The organism is Pseudomonas sp. 14P5.3.2 (assembly GCF_057799175.1).
The window spans coordinates 41,665-60,847 of the sequence record NZ_JBYOKU010000035.1; the positions used below are offsets into that span (position 1 = coordinate 41,665).

The 19,183-nt window shown below is 59.4% G+C and carries 19 protein-coding genes; 7 read left to right on the forward strand and 12 right to left on the reverse strand.

What is annotated here, in order from left to right; translation table 11 throughout:
- Position 1: 1 nt before the first annotated feature.
- Complete coding sequence (gene ribF / locus AC27VU_RS23435; protein ID WP_003228347.1) at positions 2 to 940, reverse strand: bifunctional riboflavin kinase/FAD synthetase; 939 nt, start codon at positions 938 to 940, stop codon at positions 2 to 4.
- 129 nt (positions 941 to 1,069) lie between these two features.
- Complete coding sequence (gene murJ / locus AC27VU_RS23440; protein ID WP_103485413.1) at positions 1,070 to 2,608, reverse strand: murein biosynthesis integral membrane protein MurJ; 1,539 nt, start codon at positions 2,606 to 2,608, stop codon at positions 1,070 to 1,072.
- 252 nt (positions 2,609 to 2,860) lie between these two features.
- Between murJ and rpsT the strand changes: the two genes are divergently transcribed.
- On the forward strand, positions 2,861 to 3,133 hold the full coding sequence (gene rpsT / locus AC27VU_RS23445; RefSeq protein ID WP_003228351.1) for a 30S ribosomal protein S20: 273 nt from the start codon (positions 2,861 to 2,863) through the stop codon (positions 3,131 to 3,133).
- A 183-nt stretch (positions 3,134 to 3,316) separates the two neighbouring features.
- Here rpsT and AC27VU_RS23450 read toward each other — a convergent pair whose 3' ends face one another.
- From AC27VU_RS23450 to rplU, 5 genes are all read right to left on the reverse strand, one after another.
- Positions 3,317 to 3,784, reverse strand: coding sequence for a CreA family protein (locus AC27VU_RS23450; protein ID WP_003228353.1), 468 nt, complete (start codon positions 3,782 to 3,784; stop codon positions 3,317 to 3,319).
- 11 nt (positions 3,785 to 3,795) lie between these two features.
- Positions 3,796 to 4,914 carry a glutamate 5-kinase gene (gene proB / locus AC27VU_RS23455; protein ID WP_064589259.1) on the reverse strand — a complete coding sequence of 373 codons (1,119 nt, stop codon included), beginning with the start codon at positions 4,912 to 4,914 and terminating at the stop codon, positions 3,796 to 3,798.
- Between the two features lie 137 nt (positions 4,915 to 5,051).
- Positions 5,052 to 6,275, reverse strand: a complete 1,224-nt coding sequence (cgtA, locus tag AC27VU_RS23460) for an Obg family GTPase CgtA (protein ID WP_003228358.1) — start codon at positions 6,273 to 6,275, stop codon at positions 5,052 to 5,054.
- A 194-nt stretch (positions 6,276 to 6,469) separates the two neighbouring features.
- Positions 6,470 to 6,727, reverse strand: coding sequence for a 50S ribosomal protein L27 (gene rpmA / locus AC27VU_RS23465; RefSeq protein ID WP_003228360.1), 258 nt, complete (start codon positions 6,725 to 6,727; stop codon positions 6,470 to 6,472).
- 35 nt (positions 6,728 to 6,762) lie between these two features.
- Positions 6,763 to 7,074, reverse strand: coding sequence for a 50S ribosomal protein L21 (gene rplU, locus AC27VU_RS23470; protein ID WP_003228361.1), 312 nt, complete (start codon positions 7,072 to 7,074; stop codon positions 6,763 to 6,765).
- Between the two features lie 241 nt (positions 7,075 to 7,315).
- Between rplU and AC27VU_RS23475 the strand changes: the two genes are divergently transcribed.
- From AC27VU_RS23475 to AC27VU_RS23485, 3 genes are all read left to right on the forward strand, one after another.
- The gene (locus AC27VU_RS23475) at positions 7,316 to 8,284 is read left to right on the forward strand and encodes a polyprenyl synthetase family protein (protein ID WP_003228362.1); all 969 of its coding nucleotides are present in this window, start codon (positions 7,316 to 7,318) and stop codon (positions 8,282 to 8,284) included.
- A gap of 180 nt (positions 8,285 to 8,464) precedes the next feature.
- On the forward strand, positions 8,465 to 8,806 hold the full coding sequence (locus AC27VU_RS23480; protein WP_003228364.1) for a zinc ribbon domain-containing protein YjdM: 342 nt from the start codon (positions 8,465 to 8,467) through the stop codon (positions 8,804 to 8,806).
- A gap of 207 nt (positions 8,807 to 9,013) precedes the next feature.
- Complete coding sequence (locus AC27VU_RS23485) at positions 9,014 to 9,271, forward strand: PA4570 family protein (protein WP_003228365.1); 258 nt, start codon at positions 9,014 to 9,016, stop codon at positions 9,269 to 9,271.
- A 130-nt stretch (positions 9,272 to 9,401) separates the two neighbouring features.
- On the opposite strand, the gene bamJ is transcribed toward AC27VU_RS23485, so the two are convergent.
- The 3 genes from bamJ to AC27VU_RS23500 form a co-directional block, all read right to left on the reverse strand.
- Positions 9,402 to 10,019: a BamJ family beta-barrel-assembly machinery protein gene (gene bamJ / locus AC27VU_RS23490; RefSeq protein WP_003228367.1), complete on the reverse strand. Its 618-nt coding sequence runs from the start codon at positions 10,017 to 10,019 to the stop codon at positions 9,402 to 9,404.
- A gap of 121 nt (positions 10,020 to 10,140) precedes the next feature.
- Positions 10,141 to 10,446 carry a DUF6482 family protein gene (locus AC27VU_RS23495; RefSeq protein WP_003228369.1) on the reverse strand — a complete coding sequence of 102 codons (306 nt, stop codon included), beginning with the start codon at positions 10,444 to 10,446 and terminating at the stop codon, positions 10,141 to 10,143.
- A 135-nt stretch (positions 10,447 to 10,581) separates the two neighbouring features.
- Positions 10,582 to 11,070: a TIGR00645 family protein gene (locus tag AC27VU_RS23500; RefSeq protein WP_003228371.1), complete on the reverse strand. Its 489-nt coding sequence runs from the start codon at positions 11,068 to 11,070 to the stop codon at positions 10,582 to 10,584.
- A gap of 177 nt (positions 11,071 to 11,247) precedes the next feature.
- On the opposite strand from AC27VU_RS23500, the gene AC27VU_RS23505 reads away from it, so the two are divergent.
- On the forward strand, positions 11,248 to 13,080 hold the full coding sequence (locus AC27VU_RS23505; protein ID WP_488725016.1) for a hypothetical protein: 1,833 nt from the start codon (positions 11,248 to 11,250) through the stop codon (positions 13,078 to 13,080).
- 6 nt (positions 13,081 to 13,086) lie between these two features.
- On the opposite strand, the gene AC27VU_RS23510 is transcribed toward AC27VU_RS23505, so the two are convergent.
- Positions 13,087 to 13,416: a PA4575 family protein gene (locus AC27VU_RS23510; RefSeq protein ID WP_003228378.1), complete on the reverse strand. Its 330-nt coding sequence runs from the start codon at positions 13,414 to 13,416 to the stop codon at positions 13,087 to 13,089.
- Positions 13,417 to 13,740: 324 nt separating this feature from the next.
- A complete protein-coding gene (locus AC27VU_RS23515; RefSeq protein ID WP_103520288.1) occupies positions 13,741 to 16,179 on the reverse strand; it encodes a Lon protease family protein in 2,439 nt (812 codons plus the stop codon).
- 300 nt (positions 16,180 to 16,479) lie between these two features.
- On the opposite strand from AC27VU_RS23515, the gene AC27VU_RS23520 reads away from it, so the two are divergent.
- Together AC27VU_RS23520 and AC27VU_RS23525 are read left to right on the forward strand one after the other, a co-directional pair.
- Positions 16,480 to 16,968 carry a DUF3015 domain-containing protein gene (locus AC27VU_RS23520; RefSeq protein ID WP_003228382.1) on the forward strand — a complete coding sequence of 163 codons (489 nt, stop codon included), beginning with the start codon at positions 16,480 to 16,482 and terminating at the stop codon, positions 16,966 to 16,968.
- Between the two features lie 269 nt (positions 16,969 to 17,237).
- On the forward strand, positions 17,238 to 19,091 hold the full coding sequence (locus tag AC27VU_RS23525; RefSeq protein WP_488725017.1) for an Lnb N-terminal periplasmic domain-containing protein: 1,854 nt from the start codon (positions 17,238 to 17,240) through the stop codon (positions 19,089 to 19,091).
- Positions 19,092 to 19,183: the final 92 nt, after the last annotated feature.

Here is a 19,183-nt window from a genome sequence, read left to right on the forward strand (position 1 = left end):
ATTAGCGATGGGCGCTAGGTGCGGCTAGTGCACGGGCGGCGGCGACATCCGCGTTGATCGCCGTTTTCAGTGCCTCCAGAGAGGCAAAACGCTGCTCTTCACGCAGCTTTTGGTGGAAAACCACCGTCAGACGCCGGTCATACAGATCGCCGGCAAAATCCAGTAGATGAACTTCAAGGTGGGCTTTGCCATCACCTTGGACCGTAGGCCGCACGCCGATATTGGCGACGCCGGGCCAGGTCTTGCCGTCGATGTCCACATCCACCAGATAAACCCCGGTGAATGGCACGCGACGACGCTTGAGTTGAATATTGGCAGTGGGCGTACCCAGTTGCCGGGCCAGTTTCTGACCGTGCAGCACGCGACCGGCGATCCGGTACGGGCGGCCAAGCAAGCGTTCGGCCAAGGCAAAATCGGCGGCGGCCAACGCGTTGCGCACTTGGGTGCTGCTGACGCGAATGCCGTCCAGCTCGACGGTTTGCGCGGCTTCCACGGTAAAACCGTGAACCTGCCCGGCCTGCAGCAGGAAATCGAAATCGCCGAGGCGGTCGCAGCCGAAGCGGAAATCGTCACCGACCTCCAGATGCTGCACGCCGAGACCGTCCACCAGGATGGTATCGACAAATTCACTGGCGCTGAGCTTGCTCAGGCGCTGGTTGAACGCCAAGCACAGCACCCGGTCGACGCCTTCGGCGGCCAGCAGTTGCAGCTTGTCACGCAAGCGGGCCAGACGGGCCGGCGCGGTCTCCGGGGCGAAGAATTCCCGTGGCTGCGGTTCGAAAATCACCACGCAGCTGGGTACGCCCAACTCCAGCGCACGCTCACGCAGACGGGCCAGGATAGCCTGGTGACCACGGTGAACACCGTCAAAGTTGCCAATAGTGGCGACGCAGCCCCGATGCTGGGGGCGCAAGTTGTGGAGGCCTCGAACCAGCTGCATAACGCGCTTCTTGCTCATAAAGTGGTCGATTATAACCACACCCGACGGTCGACGACAGGCAACACCGTAACGCAAAGTGATCGAGCCGACAAAACTGCCGGCCCGCGCCCGTTTATAAAGGCTAAAACCTCAGCTCAAAGCCTTGCGATTGAAGTCACGCAGGCGGAAACCGAGCAGCAGCAACATACCGAAATACGCCACCACACCGGCAATCACCAGCGCACCCAGTCGCAGGAAGCGCTCCAGCATGTGCCCCTGATCCCAGGCCGGCATGAAATGCATACCGAGCAGCAACACCGCCGACATCACCGCCACCGCCACCACCAGTTTGAAGCCGAACAGGTACCAGCCCGGTTGCGGCTGATACATCTTTTGCTTGCGCAGTTGATAGAACAGCAGCCCGGCATTGAGGCAGGCACCGGCACTGATTGCCAGCGCCAGACCGGCGTGAGCCAACGGGCCGATCAACACCAGGTTGAACAGTTGAGTGACGATCAGGGTGAAGATTGCGATTTTTACCGGAGTGCGGATGTTCTGTTGCGCGTAAAAGCCCGGCGCCAGCACTTTGATCACGATAATCCCGAGCAGTCCGACAGAATAGGCAATCAGCGCACGCTGGGTCATGGACGCATCAAACGCGCTGAACTGGCCGTACTGGAACAGCGACACGGTCAGTGGCTCGGCAAGAATCCCCAGCGCCAGCGCACATGGCAGCACCAGCACGAAGCACAGGCGCAGGCCCCAGTCGAGGATCCGCGAGTATTCGTGACGATCCTTGCTCGCATAGGTCTTGGCCAGCGTCGGCAGCAAAATGGTGCCCAATGCCACGCCGAGCACGCCGGACGGCAATTCCATCAAACGGTCGGCGTAATACATCCACGACACCGAACCGGCCACCAGGAACGAGGCGAAAATGGTGTTGATGATCAGCGAAATCTGGCTGACCGAGACACCGATGATCGCCGGCAGCATCTGCTTCATCACCCGCCAGACACCGGTATCACGCAGATTCAGGCGCGGCAGCACCAGCATGCCGATTTTCTTCAGGTGCGGCAGTTGATAGAGCAACTGCGCCAGACCACCCACCAGCACTGCCCAGCCCAGGGCCATCACCGGCGGATCGAAATACGGCGTCAGGAACAGCGAAAACACGATCATGCTGACGTTGAGAAGGGTCGGCACGAAGGCCGGCACCGAAAAGCGGTTCCAGGTATTGAGGATTGCCCCGGCCAGCGAGGACAGGGAGATCAGCAATATATAAGGGAACGTCACCCGCAGCAGATCGGAGGTGAGCTGGAATTTTTCTGGCGTATCGGCAAATCCCGGCGCGGTGGCCCAGATCACCCACGGCGCGGCAATCATGCCCAGCGCTGTGACCAGCGCCAGCACCAGGGTCAGCAGGCCCGAGACATAAGCAATGAAGGTGCGGGTCGCCTCTTCGCCCTGCTGACTTTTGTATTCCGCCAGAATCGGTACGAAGGCTTGGGAAAACGCGCCCTCGGCGAAGATTCGCCGCAGCAGGTTGGGCAATTTGAAGGCGATGAAGAAGGCGTCCGTCGCCATTCCGGCGCCGAATGTGCGAGCGATGAGCGTGTCACGGACGAACCCCAGAATCCGGGAAAGCATCGTGATAGAGCTGACAGCGGCCAACGATTTGAGCAGATTCATTGAGGGAATTAGTGCCTGTCGATAAACAGCAGGCGAACAATGCGCCCACTTGTGCGATACTCCGCGCCGCAACAGCACAGAGCCAAAGCTCGCGAGTTTACAGGTCAAGCGCCGGAAATAAATATCCCGCCTCTTTACACCTACCACTTAGCGGAACGTTTCAAGCGCCCTTGACAAGACTTCAACTCATCGGCATGATTCGCGGCCTATTTTGTTTGCTATTTCCTAAAAAGTCTTTCGAGGAGCTCGACGGTGGCCAACTCACCTTCCGCCAAAAAACGTGCAAAACAGGCTGAGAAGCGTCGCAGCCACAACGCCAGCCTGCGTTCCATGGTTCGTACCTACATCAAGAATGTAGTTAAAGCCATCGACGCAAAAGACGCTGAAAAAGCTCAAGCTGCATACGTTCTGGCTGTGCCAGTTATCGACCGTATGGCCGATAAAGGCATCATCCACAAGAACAAGGCTGCTCGTCATAAGAGCCGTCTGAATGGCCACGTCAAGGCACTGAAAGAAGCTGCTTAATCGACGTAGTCATTAAAAAACCGACCTTAGGGTCGGTTTTTTATTGCCTGCGATTTGGTGAATCCCGCACATAAAAAAGTGGGAGCGGGCTTGCTCGCGAATGCAATCTGTCAGCCGACATCTCTAGCGACTGACACGACCTCTTCGCGAGCAAGCCCGCTCCCACATTGTGGATTTGCGGTGTTATTGCTGAACCGGAACCCACGGCACGATCGGAATCGCCGTCACCGCATTTTGCGGGCTACCTTCGATCACGCGATCGCTGTAGACCAGGTACACCAGCGTATTGCGCTTCTTGTCGAGGAAACGCACCACCTGCATGGTCTTGAACACCAGCGACGTGCGCTCCTTGAATACCTCGTCGCCATCCTTCAGTTCACCCTTGAACTTGATCGGACCAACCTGACGACAGGCAATCGACGCCTCGGCACGATCCTCGGCCAGACCCAAACCACCCTTTACCCCACCCGTCTTGGCGCGGGACAGGTAGCAGGTCACGCCATCGACTTTCGGATCATCGAAAGCCTCGACCACAATCCGGTCATTCGGACCGACAAACTTGAATACCGTCGACACCTGACCGATTTCCTCGGCCGAGGCCAGCAGTGGCAACGCCATCAGCAGACCCAACAATCCTTTTGCCATACGCATCGCGCTTTTCCTCAGACCAGAATCAGGTTGTCACGGTGAACCAGTTCCGGCTCAGCCATGTAGCCCAGCACGCCGACAATCGCGTCCGACGACTGACCAATGATTTTTTGCGCCTCTAGAGCACTATAGTTGGCCAAACCACGGGCAATTTCACGACCGTCCGGCGCCACGCAAACCACCATCTCGCCGCGACGGAAACTACCCTGAACCAGTTTCACGCCGACCGGCAGCAGACTCTTGTTGCCCTGCGACAATGCCGACACCGCACCTTCGTCGAGCACCAGCGTGCCGCGAGTCTGCAAATGCCCGGCCAGCCACTGCTTGCGCGCCGCCAGCATGCCGCGCTCAGGCGACAGCAGCGTACCGATGCGCTCGCCAGCCTTCAGGCGATCGAGCACTCGCTCCAGACGCCCACCGACGATGATCGTGTGCGCCCCGGAGCGCGCCGCCAGCCGCGCCGCACGCAGTTTGGTCTGCATGCCGCCACGTCCCAGCGCGCCACCAGTACCGCCCGCCACCGCATCAAGCGTCGGATCATCGGCGCGCGCTTCGTAAATCAGCTGCGCATCGGGGTTGTTGCGCGGATCGGCGTCGAACATGCCGTCGCGATCGGTGAGGATCACCAGCAGATCGGCCTCGACCAGATTGGCCACCAGCGCCGCCAGCGTATCGTTGTCGCCGAAACGGATCTCGTCGGTGACCACCGTGTCGTTTTCGTTGATCACCGGGATGACTTTCAGCTCGACCAGTGCGCGCAAGGTGCTGCGGGCGTTCAGGTAGCGCTTGCGGTCGGACAGGTCGTCGTGAGTCAGGAGAATCTGCGCGGTGTGCCGGCCATGCTCGGCGAAGCTCGATTCCCAGGCCTGCACCAAGCCCATCTGGCCGATTGCAGCAGCGGCCTGGAGCTCGTGCATCGCACTGGGTCGTGCGGTCCAGCCCAGGCGGCTCATGCCGGCAGCCACTGCGCCGGAGGACACCAGCACCAGCTCGACACCCGCCTCATGCAGGGCGACCATCTGCTCGACCCAGACACCCATTGCCTTGCGATCCAGCCCCTTGCCGTCCGCCGTCAGCAAAGCGCTGCCGATCTTCACGACCCAACGCTGCGCACCTGTCACTTTGCTCCGCATCATCTTCAACCTTAGCTTGAGGGCCGCGCGACCCAGCGCTGCCCGTGACGTTAATCGTGGCTATTGGTGACCAACGATCGATTTCCAGATACTAAAACGCCGCTCGATTGAGCGGCGCTTAAGTTTACTGCAACGAATCAGTCCCGCACGTAAATGATTTCCGGACCATCTTCATCATCCACATCTTCTTCGTCCCAGTCATCGTCGCCGATGTCATGGACCGACTTCACGCCGCTGCGACGCAGGGCACGCTTGTCATCCAGCGCCTGCAACTGCGCACGGGCTTCGTCTTCGATGCGCTGATCGAGATCAGCCAGTTCTTCCTTGTACGCAGGGTCGTTGGCCAGACGATCGGCACGATCTTCCAGATAACGCATGATGTCGCGCGTCAGGCGCTCGGTGCCTTCTTTGGCGATGGCCGAGATCACGTAGACCGGACCTTCCCACTGCAGGCGATCAACGATTTCCTTGACGCGCTCTTCGTGCTCTTCTTCAAGGATCTGGTCGCATTTGTTCAGCACCAGCCAGCGATCACGCTCGGCCAGCGACGGACTGAATTTGACCAGTTCGTTGACGATCACTTCAGCCGCGTCCGGTGCACTGGTGTCATCCAGCGGCGCCATGTCGACGAGGTGCAGCAACAGACGCGTACGCGCCAAGTGCTTGAGGAAGCGAATGCCCAGGCCGGCACCGTCGGAAGCACCTTCGATCAGCCCCGGAATGTCGGCGATGACGAAGCTTTTCCAGCGATCAACGCTGACCACACCCAGGTTCGGCACCAGCGTGGTGAACGGGTAGTCGGCGACTTTCGGCTTGGCCGCCGAAACCGAACGGATAAAGGTACTTTTACCGGCATTCGGCAAGCCCAGCAGACCGACGTCAGCCAGCACTTTCATTTCCAGTTTCAGGTCGCGCTGCTCACCCGGCTTACCCGGAGTGGTCTGGCGCGGCGCACGGTTGGTACTGGATTTGAAACGGGTGTTGCCCAGACCGTGCCAACCGCCCTGCACCACCATCAGTTTCTGGCCGGCCTTGGTCAGGTCGCCAATCACTTCCTGGGTGGCCGAGTCGATCACGGTGGTACCGACCGGCACGCGCAGAATCAGGTCTTCACCCTTCTTGCCGGTGCAATCGGTGCTGCCGCCGTTGGAGCCACGTTCGGCATCGAAGTGCCGGGTGTAACGGTAGTCGACCAGGGTGTTGAGGTTTTCGTCGGCCATCATGTAGATGGAACCGCCGTCACCGCCATCACCGCCGTTCGGGCCGCCGTTTTCAATGAATTTTTCCCGACGGAAACTCATGCAGCCATTGCCGCCGTCACCAGCTTTTACGCGGATCGATACTTCGTCTACAAACTTCATAACTCAACGCCTCTCGCCATACGGACGAGCCGAAAAACAATCAAGACATAAGACTCTTGCAAAAATGAGCGCAGCGACCCCAAACCACGACCTGCATCGCACGCCGACAGCCCATACAAACAGTTTTGCAAGAGACTCACCCCACAAACGAAAAAGCCCCGTCGCAAGACAGGGCTCTTCCAGCGATCTCGCGATTAAGCCGCGACAACGCTCACGTAACGACGACCGAAGGCGCCTTTTACTTCAAACTTGATCACGCCTTCGATTTTCGCGAAGAGAGTGTGATCTTTACCCATGCCAACGCCGTAGCCAGCGTGGAATTGGGTGCCGCGCTGACGCACGATGATGTTGCCGGCCTTGATGACCTGGCCGCCATACATCTTCACGCCAAGGCGTTTGGCTTCTGAGTCGCGACCGTTACGGGTACTACCACCAGCTTTTTTGTGTGCCATGAGTTCAATTCTCCTAGTGAGGAATTAGGCTGTAATTAAGCCTGAATACCGGTGATTTTGATCTCGGTGAACCACTGGCGGTGGCCCATACGCTTCATGTGGTGCTTACGGCGACGGAACTTGATGATGCGGACTTTATCGTGACGACCTTGGGAGATCACTTCAGCCTTGACGGTTGCGCCAGCAACAACAGGTGCGCCGATGTTCACGTCGTCGCCATTGGCGACCAGCAGAACGCGGTCAAAAGTCACGGATTCGCCAGTAGCGACTTCCAGTTTTTCGATCTTCAGGTATTCACCTTCAGCGACCTTGTATTGCTTACCGCCGGTAACGATTACTGCGTACATGGTATTTCTCCGATAATCCTGCTCACCCAGCTCTTTATAAGAAGAGGTATTGGCTGGCATGGCTGCATGGGGCTGGAACGGCCCAAGTGCAATTGCGTAAGGCAGGTGCTGCCCAGGAAGTTCAGGGTGCGCGATTGTACGCAAGCCGCGAGAGTCACGCAAGTGGCCGTCCATCGCGCCTTGACAGGCCCCGGTGTGGGTCCTAGCATGCCGCGCAACCCTTCTGGAGCAACTGTCGCTGATGCAACCCCAAGCTTTCTACCGCGCGGTGGCGGACGATTTTAACGCCGTCGACGGCATCATCAAGAAGCAGCTGACTTCCCGTGTGCCGCTGGTATCGAAAATCGGCGATTACATCACCTCGGCCGGCGGCAAACGCCTGCGTCCTTTATTGGTGCTGCTGTGCGGCAAGGCCCTGGGTCGCGAAGGCGACGACATGCGTCTGCTGGCCGCCACCATCGAATTCCTGCACACCGCGACCCTGCTGCATGACGACGTGGTCGACATGTCCGGCATGCGCCGTGGCCGCTCGACCGCCAACGCCATGTGGGGCAACGCCCCGAGCGTGCTGGTCGGCGACTTCCTGTACTCGCGCTCGTTCGAAATGATGGTCGAGCTGGGTTCGATGCCGGTGATGAAGATCCTGTCCCAGGCCACGCGCATCATCGCCGAAGGCGAAGTATTGCAGCTGTCCAAGGTACGCGACGCCAGCACTACCGAAGAAACCTACATGGAGGTCATCCGCGGCAAGACCGCGATGCTCTTCGAAGCCTCGACCCACAGCGCTGCCGCACTGGCCGGTGCCACCGCCGAGCAGAGCGAAGCCCTGCGCACCTTCGGTGATCACCTGGGCGTGGCGTTCCAACTGGTCGACGACCTGCTGGACTACAAGGGCGACGCCGAGACCCTGGGCAAGAACGTCGGTGACGATCTGGCCGAAGGCAAGCCGACCCTGCCGCTGATCTACACCATGCGTGAAGGCACGCCGGAACAGGCTGCACTGGTACGCCAGGCAATCCAGAAAGGCGGAATCGAAGACCTCGAAAGCATCCGCATCGCCGTGGAAGCCTCGGGTTCGCTGGAATACACCGCGCAACTGGCCCGCGACTACGTGGCCCGTGCGATCAAATGCCTCGACGCGCTGCCAGCCAGCGAATACCGCGATGCACTGGTAGAGCTGAGCGAGTTTGCGGTCGCCCGCACGCACTGATCTGCCTTCTGTGGGAGCGGGCTCGCTCGCGAAAGCAACCTGTCATTCAACATTAATGTTTGATGACACACCGCATTCGCGAGCAAGCCCGCTCCCACAGTTGTTTCTGCGCTATGCCCTCCTGCGCGTAAAACCCTATACAATGTGCGACTTTTAGCGATCCTCTATCAAGGAGCCTTAGTGAGCACGTTGCCACCCTGCCCGAAATGCAATTCCGAATACACCTACGAAGACGGTGCCCAACTGATCTGCCCCGAGTGCGCCCACGAGTGGTCGGCCAATGGCGAAGCCGAAGTGGCGTCCGATGATGCCGTGAAGAAAGATTCGGTGGGCAACGTGCTGCAGGACGGCGACACCATCACCGTGATCAAGGATCTCAAGGTCAAAGGCACTTCGCTGGTGGTCAAGGTCGGCACCAAGGTCAAGAACATCCGCCTGTGCGATGGCGACCATGACATCGACTGCAAGATCGACGGCATCGGCCCGATGAAGCTCAAGTCCGAGTTCGTCAGAAAGGTCTGATCCTTCTGTCAGCCATCCCGCGCCCGCCGCGGGATGGTGAATCGCCCTCCCCGCTCTCCTCTCCTGCATTCTCGCGTGATAGCCAGACGCCAGCCGTGTTGACCTTACGCAATCTTTACCCGGAAAAAATCGCATTCCGCCAATAGGCACTTGCTATTTGACGAATAAGAATTATTCTCATTGAAACCTTTCAAGGAGATGAGACCCATGACTTATTTGATCGACGCCTGGCTGGATCGCCCACACCCATACCTCAGGATCCTGCATCGGGAAACCGGAGAAGTCTGTGCGGTACTGGAAGAAGAAGCCCTGCATGAGCTGCAGGATCAGGGTGATCTGGACGTCAGCAGCCTGAATTCCAGCGAACCGCTGGTGCTCAAGGAGCTGGTGCGCAATCTGTTCCTGTTCTGCTATGCCCGGGCGTTGCGCCCGACCAATGAGCTGCATCACAAGATCGAAATATGAAGCCCCAAAAAACTGTAGGAGTGAGCCTGCTCGCGATAGCGGGATATCAGGCAACTGAGTAGTCGACTGAACAGACGCCATCGCGACAGGCTCACTCCTACATTAGCCCGCCTTGTAGGCAGGCCAGGTCTTACAGAACGTCCAGCAGCTCGACGTCGAATACCAGAACGCTGTGCGGCGGGATGCTGCCAACGCCTTGAGCGCCGTAAGCCAGTTCGCTCGGTACGTACAGGCGCCATTTGCTGCCGGCATTCATCAGTTGCAGAGCTTCGGTCCAGCCAGCGATCACGCCGCCAACCGGGAATTCTGCTGGCTGGCCACGATCGTAGGAGCTGTCAAACACGGTGCCGTCGATCAGCATGCCGTGGTAGTGAGTACGCACGGTGTCTTCACGGGATGGCTTGGCGCCTTCACCCTGGGTCAGCACTTCGAATTGCAGACCGGAAGCCAGCGTGGTGATGCCTTCTTTCTTGGCGTTTTCAGCCAGGAAAGCACGGCCTTCGCCGGCAGCGGCTTCAGCTTTGGCGGCGGCTTCGGCTTGCATGATCTCGCGGATCACCTTGAAGCTGGCGGACATGGCTTCCTGATCGACACGGCTTGGCTTGCCGGCGAATGCGTCGGTCAGACCGGCCAGGATGGCGTCCAGGCTGACACCCGGTGGCGGGTTGTCGCGCAGCTGGTCACCCAGCTGACGGCCGATGCCGTAGCTGACGCGAGTTTCGTCGGTGGACAGATTTACTTCGGACATGACACTGCTCCGCTGTGCGGACGGCCATCAGACTTGCCGTGCGTGCACAGCGCGTCCCGGCGCGCCCGGAACCAAAAGGGCGAGCAGACTAGCACAGATGCCCAGCGATGGCGCGCAAGGCCTACAGGGCCGAGCGCCAGGCCAGCGGTACTTTCAGGCTTTCATCGGCACTGACGACCAGTCCGCACATTTCATCGTGCACCAAGGTGTGTACGAGGTTGAACGGCAGCACCGGAAAGTTGTGCAACACATCCCGCGCATGCTCCACCGAACGCAGCATCAGCATGTTGCCCTTGGGATCACTCAGCGGATACGCCGCCCCATGCATCCGCGCCTCGAGCAGATAAAGCCCGCCCTCCATGGAGATCAGGTTCAGCTCATCGACCTTCCTGGCGATGGCAAACGCATTCAACTCTTGCAGGTTCATGAACGCACCTCACACAGTGGCGAGCCAAGACCTCTACAGGGATATGCCCGGACGCACCAAAGCACAAGCCACAAACGACACCGCCCGTCTGTTTCGCAACAGACGGGCGGTGTTTTTGCAGCGATCAATCAATGATCAGTGCTTGGTGACCTTGTCCAGGTAACCCATGGCGAACGCCGAGATCACGAAGGTCATGTGGATGATCACGTACCACATCAGGTGCTCGGGATCGACGTTCTTGGCGTCCATGAAGATGCGCAGCAGATGGATCGAAGAAATCGCCACGATCGATGCCGCCACTTTCATCTTCAGCGACGAAGAGTCCATGGTGCCCAGCCAGTTGAGCTTTTCCTTGTTGTCGTCGATGTCCAGCTGCGAGACGAAGTTTTCATAGCCGGAAATCATCACCATCACCAGCAGGCCGCCAACCAGCGCCATGTCGATCAGCGACAGCAGCACCAGGATCAGATCCGATTCGGCCATCGAGAACACGTTGGGGATGACGTGGAAGACTTCCTGGAAAAATTTCAGTGCCAGCGCCAGCAGCCCGAGGGACAGGCCGAAATAGATCGGCGCCAGCAGCCAGCGCGAGGCGTACATTGCGTTTTCGAAAAAGCGTTCCATTGAATCTCACACAAGGGGGGGGGTTGTAATCGGAGGCGAGTATACCAGCCCCCTGTGACAGCCAGAAACCGCCCGGCTCGCACCTCCACTCACTGCAACCTGCGTGTGTAGGTGATTTTTTTTCTGCTACTGTCCAAACCATTGACCGCCTAGCGAAAGTGGACAGGACGACTGGAAATGGATGTGCGATTGCCGTTTAAGACTGCCGGAATTTGCCTCGCTCTGCTGCTGGGAGGCTGCTCTCCGGGTGATGAGAAAAAACCATCGGTCAGCCTCGAAGCAAAGACGGCATCGTTCGAACATTCACTGGACGCCATCGCCGACCCGAAGCTCAAGGAGGCCGTGACCGAGCTCGGCGGATCGTTGCTGTTGCTCGAACGCGCGCAGCTCAAACTTGACGGCGCACCGCTGAAAACCGTGTACGGCGAAGACATTCTCGGCGTCCTCAAGCATTACCCTTCACCGCAGGCGCTGGTCGATACGTTCATCAATGGCCTGTTCGTGCTGCACAAGGATGCCAGCTCCGACTACCTCACCGACCTGCAACCGGTGTTCCCCTTCAACCTGAACATTCCCGGCGGCTTCCTGTTCCCGCATGGTGTGGAATGGCAGTCAGTCACGCTGAGCAACAAACGCGTGATTGCCTATCAGCAGGAGTGGTCGGAAACCGATCCCGGCATTCAGCTGAGCCCGTCCAGTTCCAACGTCACCAACCCCGAAGACCTGACCGTGACCTACCCGTTCATCGAGGGTCTGGACGTGGACAGGAAGAGCCAGCCGCAGCCGGTGAGCCTGCAAGGCAAAGTGGAAGTGATTGCGCCGCGACGCTTGTTCAGCTTCAACCTGAACCAGAAGGATGTCGGCCAGACCCGCACCGACGATAACCTCAGCGTCACCCTGCTGAAGCTGGAAAAGAACTACGCCGAAATCGAAGTCAGCAACAGCCTGCCACTGGCTCCCGAGGTTGAGGGGGCACAGCTCAATCCAGTGATCGTTCAGGCTCGCGACACCAGCGGGCAATACCTGGAGCGCGCCGGCTCAATCAATGAAAGTCCGGCACAGGTTGCCTTCTACGAAAAACAATTGGCGTACCTGCAACAACAGAAAACCTGGAGCGAAGGTCTGGAAAAACAGCTCGAGAACGAACAGCATGCCTTCGAGCAGCAACACCCACGGCGTTACAACAAGATCTACTTCAACGGCCCTATCGACACTCTGGAAATCAGCGTGCTCGACTTCTCATCGGCGACCGTGACTCGCAAAGCCCTGGATCTACCGGTGCGCACCTTCAGTCAGCACACCACGGAAAAGGCCATCCAGCCGCTGGACCCGGGGGTGGTGGTGTATGACGATCTGGCGCCGAACTGGCTCAAGGGCGCGCGCCTCACCGAGGAAGCGTTGAAGGCCGGCATCCGCATCCATCAGTCCACGGAAGACCCGAGCGCTGCACGCATCGAGTTCTCCCACCGACGCACCTTCAACGATGAATTGCTCGGCGATGACTTCAGCCCGGGCGACAGCCCGGTGACGTTCTTCACCGAGAAACGCAGCGGCAAACTCGATGAACCGATCGAACTGCCGCCCGAGGCGTACCAGGTCGATCCGCTGCAAGCGACCATCACTTACGATTTGAATCTGTTTCCGGAAACCCCGGCGATTGCCGTGGGCTCGATGCCATTGTTTCTCGCCAGCGTGGACAAAAAAACCTACGACGCGAAGTCCTTGCCCAAAGGCCTGGAGATCAAGAACAACATGCTGGTGGTAGACCTGAAACTGTTCCCGGCCAACGCCTGGCGATTCTTCGTCAAAGATGACAGTGGCAACTACCTGAAACAGATTCTGTCGGTCAGTCACGACGCGAGCGCACAAGGTCCGGCGCTGTTCGGCGTGCATTACTTCTATGGCCGTCCAACGCACGTGGAGACCTATCAGCGAACCGAACTCAATACCGTGCAATACGGCTTTGAGGTCAAGCTCGACAAGGCGCAACTGCCCGACACTGCGCCATGATGGCGCCTAATGGTCGAACACGCCGACCGTACGCCCACGCCCACCGTTGATCTGGCGCAGCTGTGCTTGCAGGTGCAGGCTCCAGATCTGCGGATCGTCGGCCAGTTCGTAGCCGTGCATCGTCAGGCTTTCAACAATGGTGTCGAGAATCGACTCGGCGGCGACCGGCCCGTGAAACGGACCCTGGGCCTTGATGGCGGAAGGTTGTTCGCCGGCCATGCCGGCAGCGAAGAGCAGCGTCCACATGCCGGTATCGCCGGCCAACGGCTTGATGACGCATTCGATGCGGGTCACAAGACCCAGGCATTGACGGGTGAGGCAGAGGTTGCGCGACATGGCGGCGACCCTCGGTAAAGCCTGTATTCAGCCTTCACGCGAAGGCTGTTTCGATCCAGTGATACTGTCGATGTCCTTGAGCTGAGAATAGAAGAAAAGTCCGCCAAGCAAGCCGGATAGAACCAGAAGGCGCCGAATGGTCATTGTGTGAATTCTGACGTCAGAGTAGTGGCACTTTTCCCGATGATCACCGCAAAATCCAATTTGAAAACAACTGTGGGAGGGGGCTTGCTCCCGAAGGCGGTGTATCAATCGACACATTAGTTGATTGATACACCGCCTTCGGGAGCAAGCCCCCTCCCACAATATTTACCAGGTCAGCGTTCAGGCTGGTTTAGCCTCTGCCAACGCCTCCTGCGCCAGTTCCTTCTCGGCCTCTTTCAGGTCATCTTCGCTGATCATCTCGGCAATCACCCGCAGACGCTCGACCACGCGGGCGTTGACGCTGCCCTCCGGGAACTGGCCTTCGGCGTCCGGCTCACCGGCCGGCTCGCCGACCAACAGGCTCAGCGCTTCGTCAGCCTGACGCACCGCGTACACGTGGAACTGCCCGGCACGTACCGCCGCCAGCACCTTCTCGTCGAGCATCAGCGTAGCGACGTTGGCCTGCGGAATGATCGCGCCCTGCTCGCCGGTCAGCCCGCGCGCCTCGCAGAGACGGAAGAAGCCTTCGATCTTCTCGTTGACCCCGCCGACCGCCTGCACTTCGCCGAACTGGTTGATCGAACCGGTGATCGCAAAACATTGCTTGAGCGGAGTTTTCGACAACGCTGAAATCAGCGTGCAAGCCTCGCCCAGCGACGCGCTGTCGCCATCGACATAACCGTAGGATTGTTCCAGCGCGATGCTTGCGGAAATCGCCAACGGGAATTCCTGAGCGTAACGACTGCCCAGATACCCGGTGAGGATCATCACGCCCTTGGAGTGGATCGGCTGGCCGAGATTGACCTCACGCTCGATGTCGACGATGCCGCTGCCGCCCGGATACACCGTGGCGGAAATCCGCGCTGGCACACCGAACGCCGAATCACCGACTTCCAGCACGGTCAGCCCGTTGCACTTGCCGACCGCCGCACCATCGGTGTCAATCAGGATGATACCGGCGAGCATATCGTCGAGAATCCGCGCCGAGACACGACCGGTGCGGGTTGCCTTGGCTTTCAGCGCACGTTCGATGTGCCCGGCGTCGGTCATTTCATCGCCGGCCAGATGACGAATGAAGTCCGCCTCGCTGACCAGCTGGAACAGGTCGCCGATCCGCGCCGACAAACGTCCCTGATGCTCAGCCAGACGCGCGCTGTAAGTGGCCAGACGCGCGACAGCATCGGCAGTCAGCGGCGCCATGCCTTCTTCCGAGGTACGGGTCTTCAGCAACTGGGCGAATTGCTCCAGGCTTTCGTCGACCATCGGGATGTCTTCGTCGAAGTCGACCAGCACCCGGAACATCTCCTGGAAGTCCGGATCCAGATCCTGCAGCGTGTAATACAACTGGCGCGCACCGATGATCACCACTTTGACCTGCAACGGAATGTGCTGCGGATTGAGGGTCACAGTGGCGAAACGGCCCATCTCGCCCAGCGGCGATTCCATTTTCAACTTGCGCGATTGCAGGGCGCGTTTCAGCGCATCCCACACGAACGGCTCGCTGAGCATTTTTTCCGCTTCCAGGATCAGGAAGCCGCCGTTGGCGCGATGCAATGCACCTGGGCGCAACTGACGATAAGTGGTGTAAAGCGCGCCCTGATCGGTGGTGTATTCGATACGGCCGAACAGGTTTTCGTAGGTCGGATGCGGCTCGAACACCACCGGCGCACCGCCACTGTGCGGATGCCCGACCACCAGGCTCGGCGCGTATTGCTCCTCCAGCAGCTTGCGCGCCACAGCGTCGGTCTTGCTGTCGTCGACCAATTGCTCGACCACGGTTTTCAGCAGATACACCTGCATCGCTTGCAGGTAACCGCAGACCGCGGCGTTCTCCGCGTACTTCTCGGACAACGGCGAGAGCAAAGGCTGCAAGGCCAGGGTGATGGTTTCTTCGTTGAGTTGGCGCAGCTGATTGTTCGACTCGCGCTTCCATTGCGGCAGGCTCGCGAGTTCTTCGTTCAGGCGTTCTTCGAGGCCGGAAATGTCCTCGTGAAAGCGCTCGCGCTCGGCTTCCGGCAGTTGCGAAAACTCGGCCTCGTCCAGCGCCTTGCCTTCAAGCATCGGGGTGAACGCGATGTTGCTGCTGTCGCGATACAGGGCGACGTCTTTTTCCAGGGCCAGACGCTCGATGACGTCCAGCGCCTTGTCGTAGCGCTGGTTGAAGGCGCGGTCGATGGCGCTTTTCTTTTGCTGGTAGGACGGGTGTTCGAACACCGCCGGGAAAGTCGCCAGCAGGTTGTCGATCAGACCGTTGATGTCGCCGATGAATGCGCCGGCGGTGCCCGAAGGCAATTCCAGTGCGCGAGGTTCACGCGGCTCATCGAAATTGTTGACGTAGACCCAGTCCGCCGGGGTCTGCAGGCGTTTGCCTTCGGCCTTCAGGTAGCGTTTGACGAACGAGAAGCGGCCGGTGCCGGGTTCGCCCATGACAAAGACGTTGTAACCGGGGCGTGGCATGGCCACACCGAACTGCAAGGCTTCGACCGCACGTTCCTGGCCAAGCACACCGCGAAAGGGCTCCAGATCATTGGTGGTAGTGAAGCTGAACTGTTCAGCGGAAAACGGACGGGTCAGCGCTTCGGGCGCTAGACGCAAGCTGGCAGCAACAGGATCAGGCATCGGGCTTCCTTAACAATCAGGCGGGGCAGATAGCGGCATTCTGGCGCTGCCCGTACCCCACTGGCAAGGCGCGCCACACGACAAAGCATAGACAAGCGCCCTGCTCCGCAGCCGGCCCCGTGAAACCGGGGACATCAACGAATAATCAGCAAAAAATCACGGAACCACAGGAACGTGCCTAAACTCCAAACTGCGCGGCTGGAACAATAACCGGCCCACTGGCTTCAAAAGAGTCTGTCTAGACAGCGCTTGGGGGGCCAGAACCCTGTCCATTGGTATGCACACAAAGAGAACAAAGCTATGAAACGGATTCTTCTCGGTACTCTCTTCACCGTTGTTTCCCTCAACGCCATGGCTCAGGCGCCAGGCGGTCCGGATTGCGGTTGGGGCAACATGCTGTTCGAAGGTCAGCGTGGCACCCCGGCACACTTCCTGGCATCCACCACCAACGGCACCTCCGGTAACGCTACGTTCGGTATGACTTCCGGCACCAACGGTTGCTCGACCAACGCGTCGCTGACCTACGGCGGTAAATCCTGGTTCGCCATGAATGGCATGATGAACGAGCTGTCCGAAGACATGGCCAAGGGCAACGGCGAAGCGCTGACGACCTACGCCGTGGTACTGGGCGTGGCGCCGGAAGACCGTGCGCACTTCGCGGCTGTCACTCACGAGCACTTCCAGCAGATCTTCAGCAAAGCTGACGTGACCGCAGAAGACGTGCATACCAACACTCTGGCCGTACTGAAAAACGACCCTCGTCTGGCCAAGTACGCGACTCAAGCTTAAGCTCGACCCCACCCGCTTCTTTCGGGAAGCGGGTTTTGTTTTTTATGGCCCGCCCTTTTTGAGCGATGCAGGTCAGTTGCGACATGCGCTGAACCCTGTGGCGAGGGAGCTTGCTCCCGCTGGGGCGCGAAGCGGCCCCAATCTTCAAGAAAAGGGAGCGCTGCGCACTCCAGCGGGAGCAAGCTCCCTCGCCACAGGTTTAGTGCAGTTTGAATTGTCTGTATTAACGCCCGGGGTCTTTGTTTTTCTTTCGACTTAAGTTGCCACCTATGCTCAAACGCCTTGCCTGGCTGGCGCTCTGTGTCTGCGCCCCGCTCTCCGCCGCGCCTCACGTCGACCCTCAACGTTTGCAGCAACTGGCCAACGACCGCTTCTGGATTTCCCTCGGTCACTACGAAACCGCCAAGCTCGGCGGCTGGCGCAGCTATGTCAGCGACAAGAAGTTCTTTCTCGCGCCCGATGGCAACGAACACCCCGACCATGAACTGGCCGCTACCGTGCAAGCGCTATACGCCCCGGCCAGTCTCGGCGAGCAGCACGCCCAATGCGTCTACCCGGCCCGCACTCGCTGGTTGAAAGCACAACTCAATCTGACCGACCTGCCCGCCCCCGATTGCGCCGAATTCAAGAAGTGGTTCAAGGACGTCTCGCCGCACAGCGCGGTGATGATTTTTCCAGCGGCCTACCTCAACAGCCCGTCGTCGATGTTCGGCCATACCCTGTTGCGCATCGACCAGGCCGACGTTCAGACCGACAAGACGTCGCTGCTGAGTTACGCGATCAACTTCGGCGCCTACATCGAAGGCTCGGACAACAGCATCCTCTACGCCTGGAAAGGCTTGATGGGTGGCTACCCGGGGCTGTTCGCGCTGGTGCCGTATCAGGAAAAACTCTCCGAGTACCGCAGCCTGGAAAACCGCGACCTGTGGGAATACCGGCTGAACCTGACGCAAGAAGAAACCGCACGCATGGTCGAGCACGTGTGGGAGCTGAAGCAGATCCAGTTCGACTATTTCTTCTTCGACGAAAACTGCTCCTATCGCCTGCTCGAACTGCTGCAGGTGGCGCGCCCAAGCCTGCGCCTGACCGAGCAATTCCCGCTGACCGCCATCCCTACCGACACGGTCAAAGCGGTGAAAGAGGCCGGGCTGGTGGAAAGTATCGAATATCGCCCGTCACGCGAGCGTGAACTGCTCAGCCGCGCCGAGCCGTTGAACAAGGAAGAACAGCAATGGGTGCTGAAGGTCAGCGCCGATCAACAGGTGTTGCAGGACCCGACGTTCAAGGCCCTGCCCCGGGATCGCCAGGCGCTGATCATCGACGCCGCGTATCGTCTGGAACGCTACCGGGCCAACGGTCAGGAACGTGATCCGCAACGGGCGCAGCGCAGCTTCGAACTGCTGCGGGCAATCAACAAGAACCCGGCGCCGGACTTGCAGATTCCACAACCGGGCCTGCCCGAAGACGGCCATGAATCGCGCACCTGGCAGGCCGGCATCGGCACCCGGGGCGATCGTGCCTTCGGCGAGTACGGCTTGCGCATGGCCTATCACGATCTCAACGACAACGCCGAAAGCTTCCCCCTCGGCGCGCAGATCGAAATCCTGCAGATGAAGCTGCGTCAATACGAAGGTAATCAATGGCAGTTCCAGCAACTGGATCTCGCAACCATCCGCTCGCTGACCCCGCGCAATGAGTTGCTGCAGCCACTGTCGTGGCAAGTCACCGGCGGCCTCGAGCGGGTACCCGGCAAGCATGATGACGAAAACCTGGTCAGCCACGTCAACGGCGGCGGTGGCGGCACCTGGCAACTGGGCGAAGACACGCTCGGCTTTGCCCTCGGTACGGTGCGGATCGAACACAACAATGACTTCGCCGGGTTTGTCACGCCGGCCGCCGGTTTCAACAGCGGCGTGCTGTGGAAAAACCCGTTGGGCAATCTGAGCGTCGAGGCCAAGGGCGATTACTTCACCAACGGCGAGGTACGCCGCAGCCTGAGCCTGAACCAGCAGTGGGAGTTGTCGCGCAACCTCGGTTTGCGCCTGACGGCACAGCGTGAGTTCAGCCACGTTGCCACACCGGAGACCGAAGTCATGCTTGAGGTGAAGTGGTATCACTACTGACCTAAAGCCCAATCCATAAACCCTGTGGGAGCGGGGGTGGGGGGGGGAGGGGGGGGGGGGGGGGGGGGGGACGGGGGTGGGGGGGGGGGGGG

Excerpts from the sequence above, each read along its gene's own strand:
- ribF (WP_003228347.1), bottom strand. The coding sequence starts at position 940 with ATGCAGCTGGTTCGAGGCCTCCACAACTTGCGCCCCCAGCATCGGGGC.
- murJ (WP_103485413.1), bottom strand. The coding sequence starts at position 2,608 with ATGAATCTGCTCAAATCGTTGGCCGCTGTCAGCTCTATCACGATGCTT.
- AC27VU_RS23450 (WP_003228353.1), bottom strand. The coding sequence starts at position 3,784 with ATGCGTATGGCAAAAGGATTGTTGGGTCTGCTGATGGCGTTGCCACTG.
- proB (WP_064589259.1), bottom strand. The coding sequence starts at position 4,914 with ATGCGGAGCAAAGTGACAGGTGCGCAGCGTTGGGTCGTGAAGATCGGC.
- cgtA (WP_003228358.1), bottom strand. The coding sequence starts at position 6,275 with ATGAAGTTTGTAGACGAAGTATCGATCCGCGTAAAAGCTGGTGACGGC.
- rpmA (WP_003228360.1), bottom strand. The coding sequence starts at position 6,727 with ATGGCACACAAAAAAGCTGGTGGTAGTACCCGTAACGGTCGCGACTCA.
- rplU (WP_003228361.1), bottom strand. The coding sequence starts at position 7,074 with ATGTACGCAGTAATCGTTACCGGCGGTAAGCAATACAAGGTCGCTGAA.
- AC27VU_RS23475 (WP_003228362.1), top strand. The coding sequence starts at position 7,316 with ATGCAACCCCAAGCTTTCTACCGCGCGGTGGCGGACGATTTTAACGCC.
- AC27VU_RS23485 (WP_003228365.1), top strand. The coding sequence starts at position 9,014 with ATGACTTATTTGATCGACGCCTGGCTGGATCGCCCACACCCATACCTC.
- bamJ (WP_003228367.1), bottom strand. The coding sequence starts at position 10,019 with ATGTCCGAAGTAAATCTGTCCACCGACGAAACTCGCGTCAGCTACGGC.
- AC27VU_RS23495 (WP_003228369.1), bottom strand. The coding sequence starts at position 10,446 with ATGAACCTGCAAGAGTTGAATGCGTTTGCCATCGCCAGGAAGGTCGAT.
- AC27VU_RS23500 (WP_003228371.1), bottom strand. The coding sequence starts at position 11,070 with ATGGAACGCTTTTTCGAAAACGCAATGTACGCCTCGCGCTGGCTGCTG.
- AC27VU_RS23505 (WP_488725016.1), top strand. The coding sequence starts at position 11,248 with ATGGATGTGCGATTGCCGTTTAAGACTGCCGGAATTTGCCTCGCTCTG.
- AC27VU_RS23510 (WP_003228378.1), bottom strand. The coding sequence starts at position 13,416 with ATGTCGCGCAACCTCTGCCTCACCCGTCAATGCCTGGGTCTTGTGACC.
- AC27VU_RS23515 (WP_103520288.1), bottom strand. The coding sequence starts at position 16,179 with ATGCCTGATCCTGTTGCTGCCAGCTTGCGTCTAGCGCCCGAAGCGCTG.
- AC27VU_RS23520 (WP_003228382.1), top strand. The coding sequence starts at position 16,480 with ATGAAACGGATTCTTCTCGGTACTCTCTTCACCGTTGTTTCCCTCAAC.
- AC27VU_RS23525 (WP_488725017.1), top strand. The coding sequence starts at position 17,238 with ATGCTCAAACGCCTTGCCTGGCTGGCGCTCTGTGTCTGCGCCCCGCTC.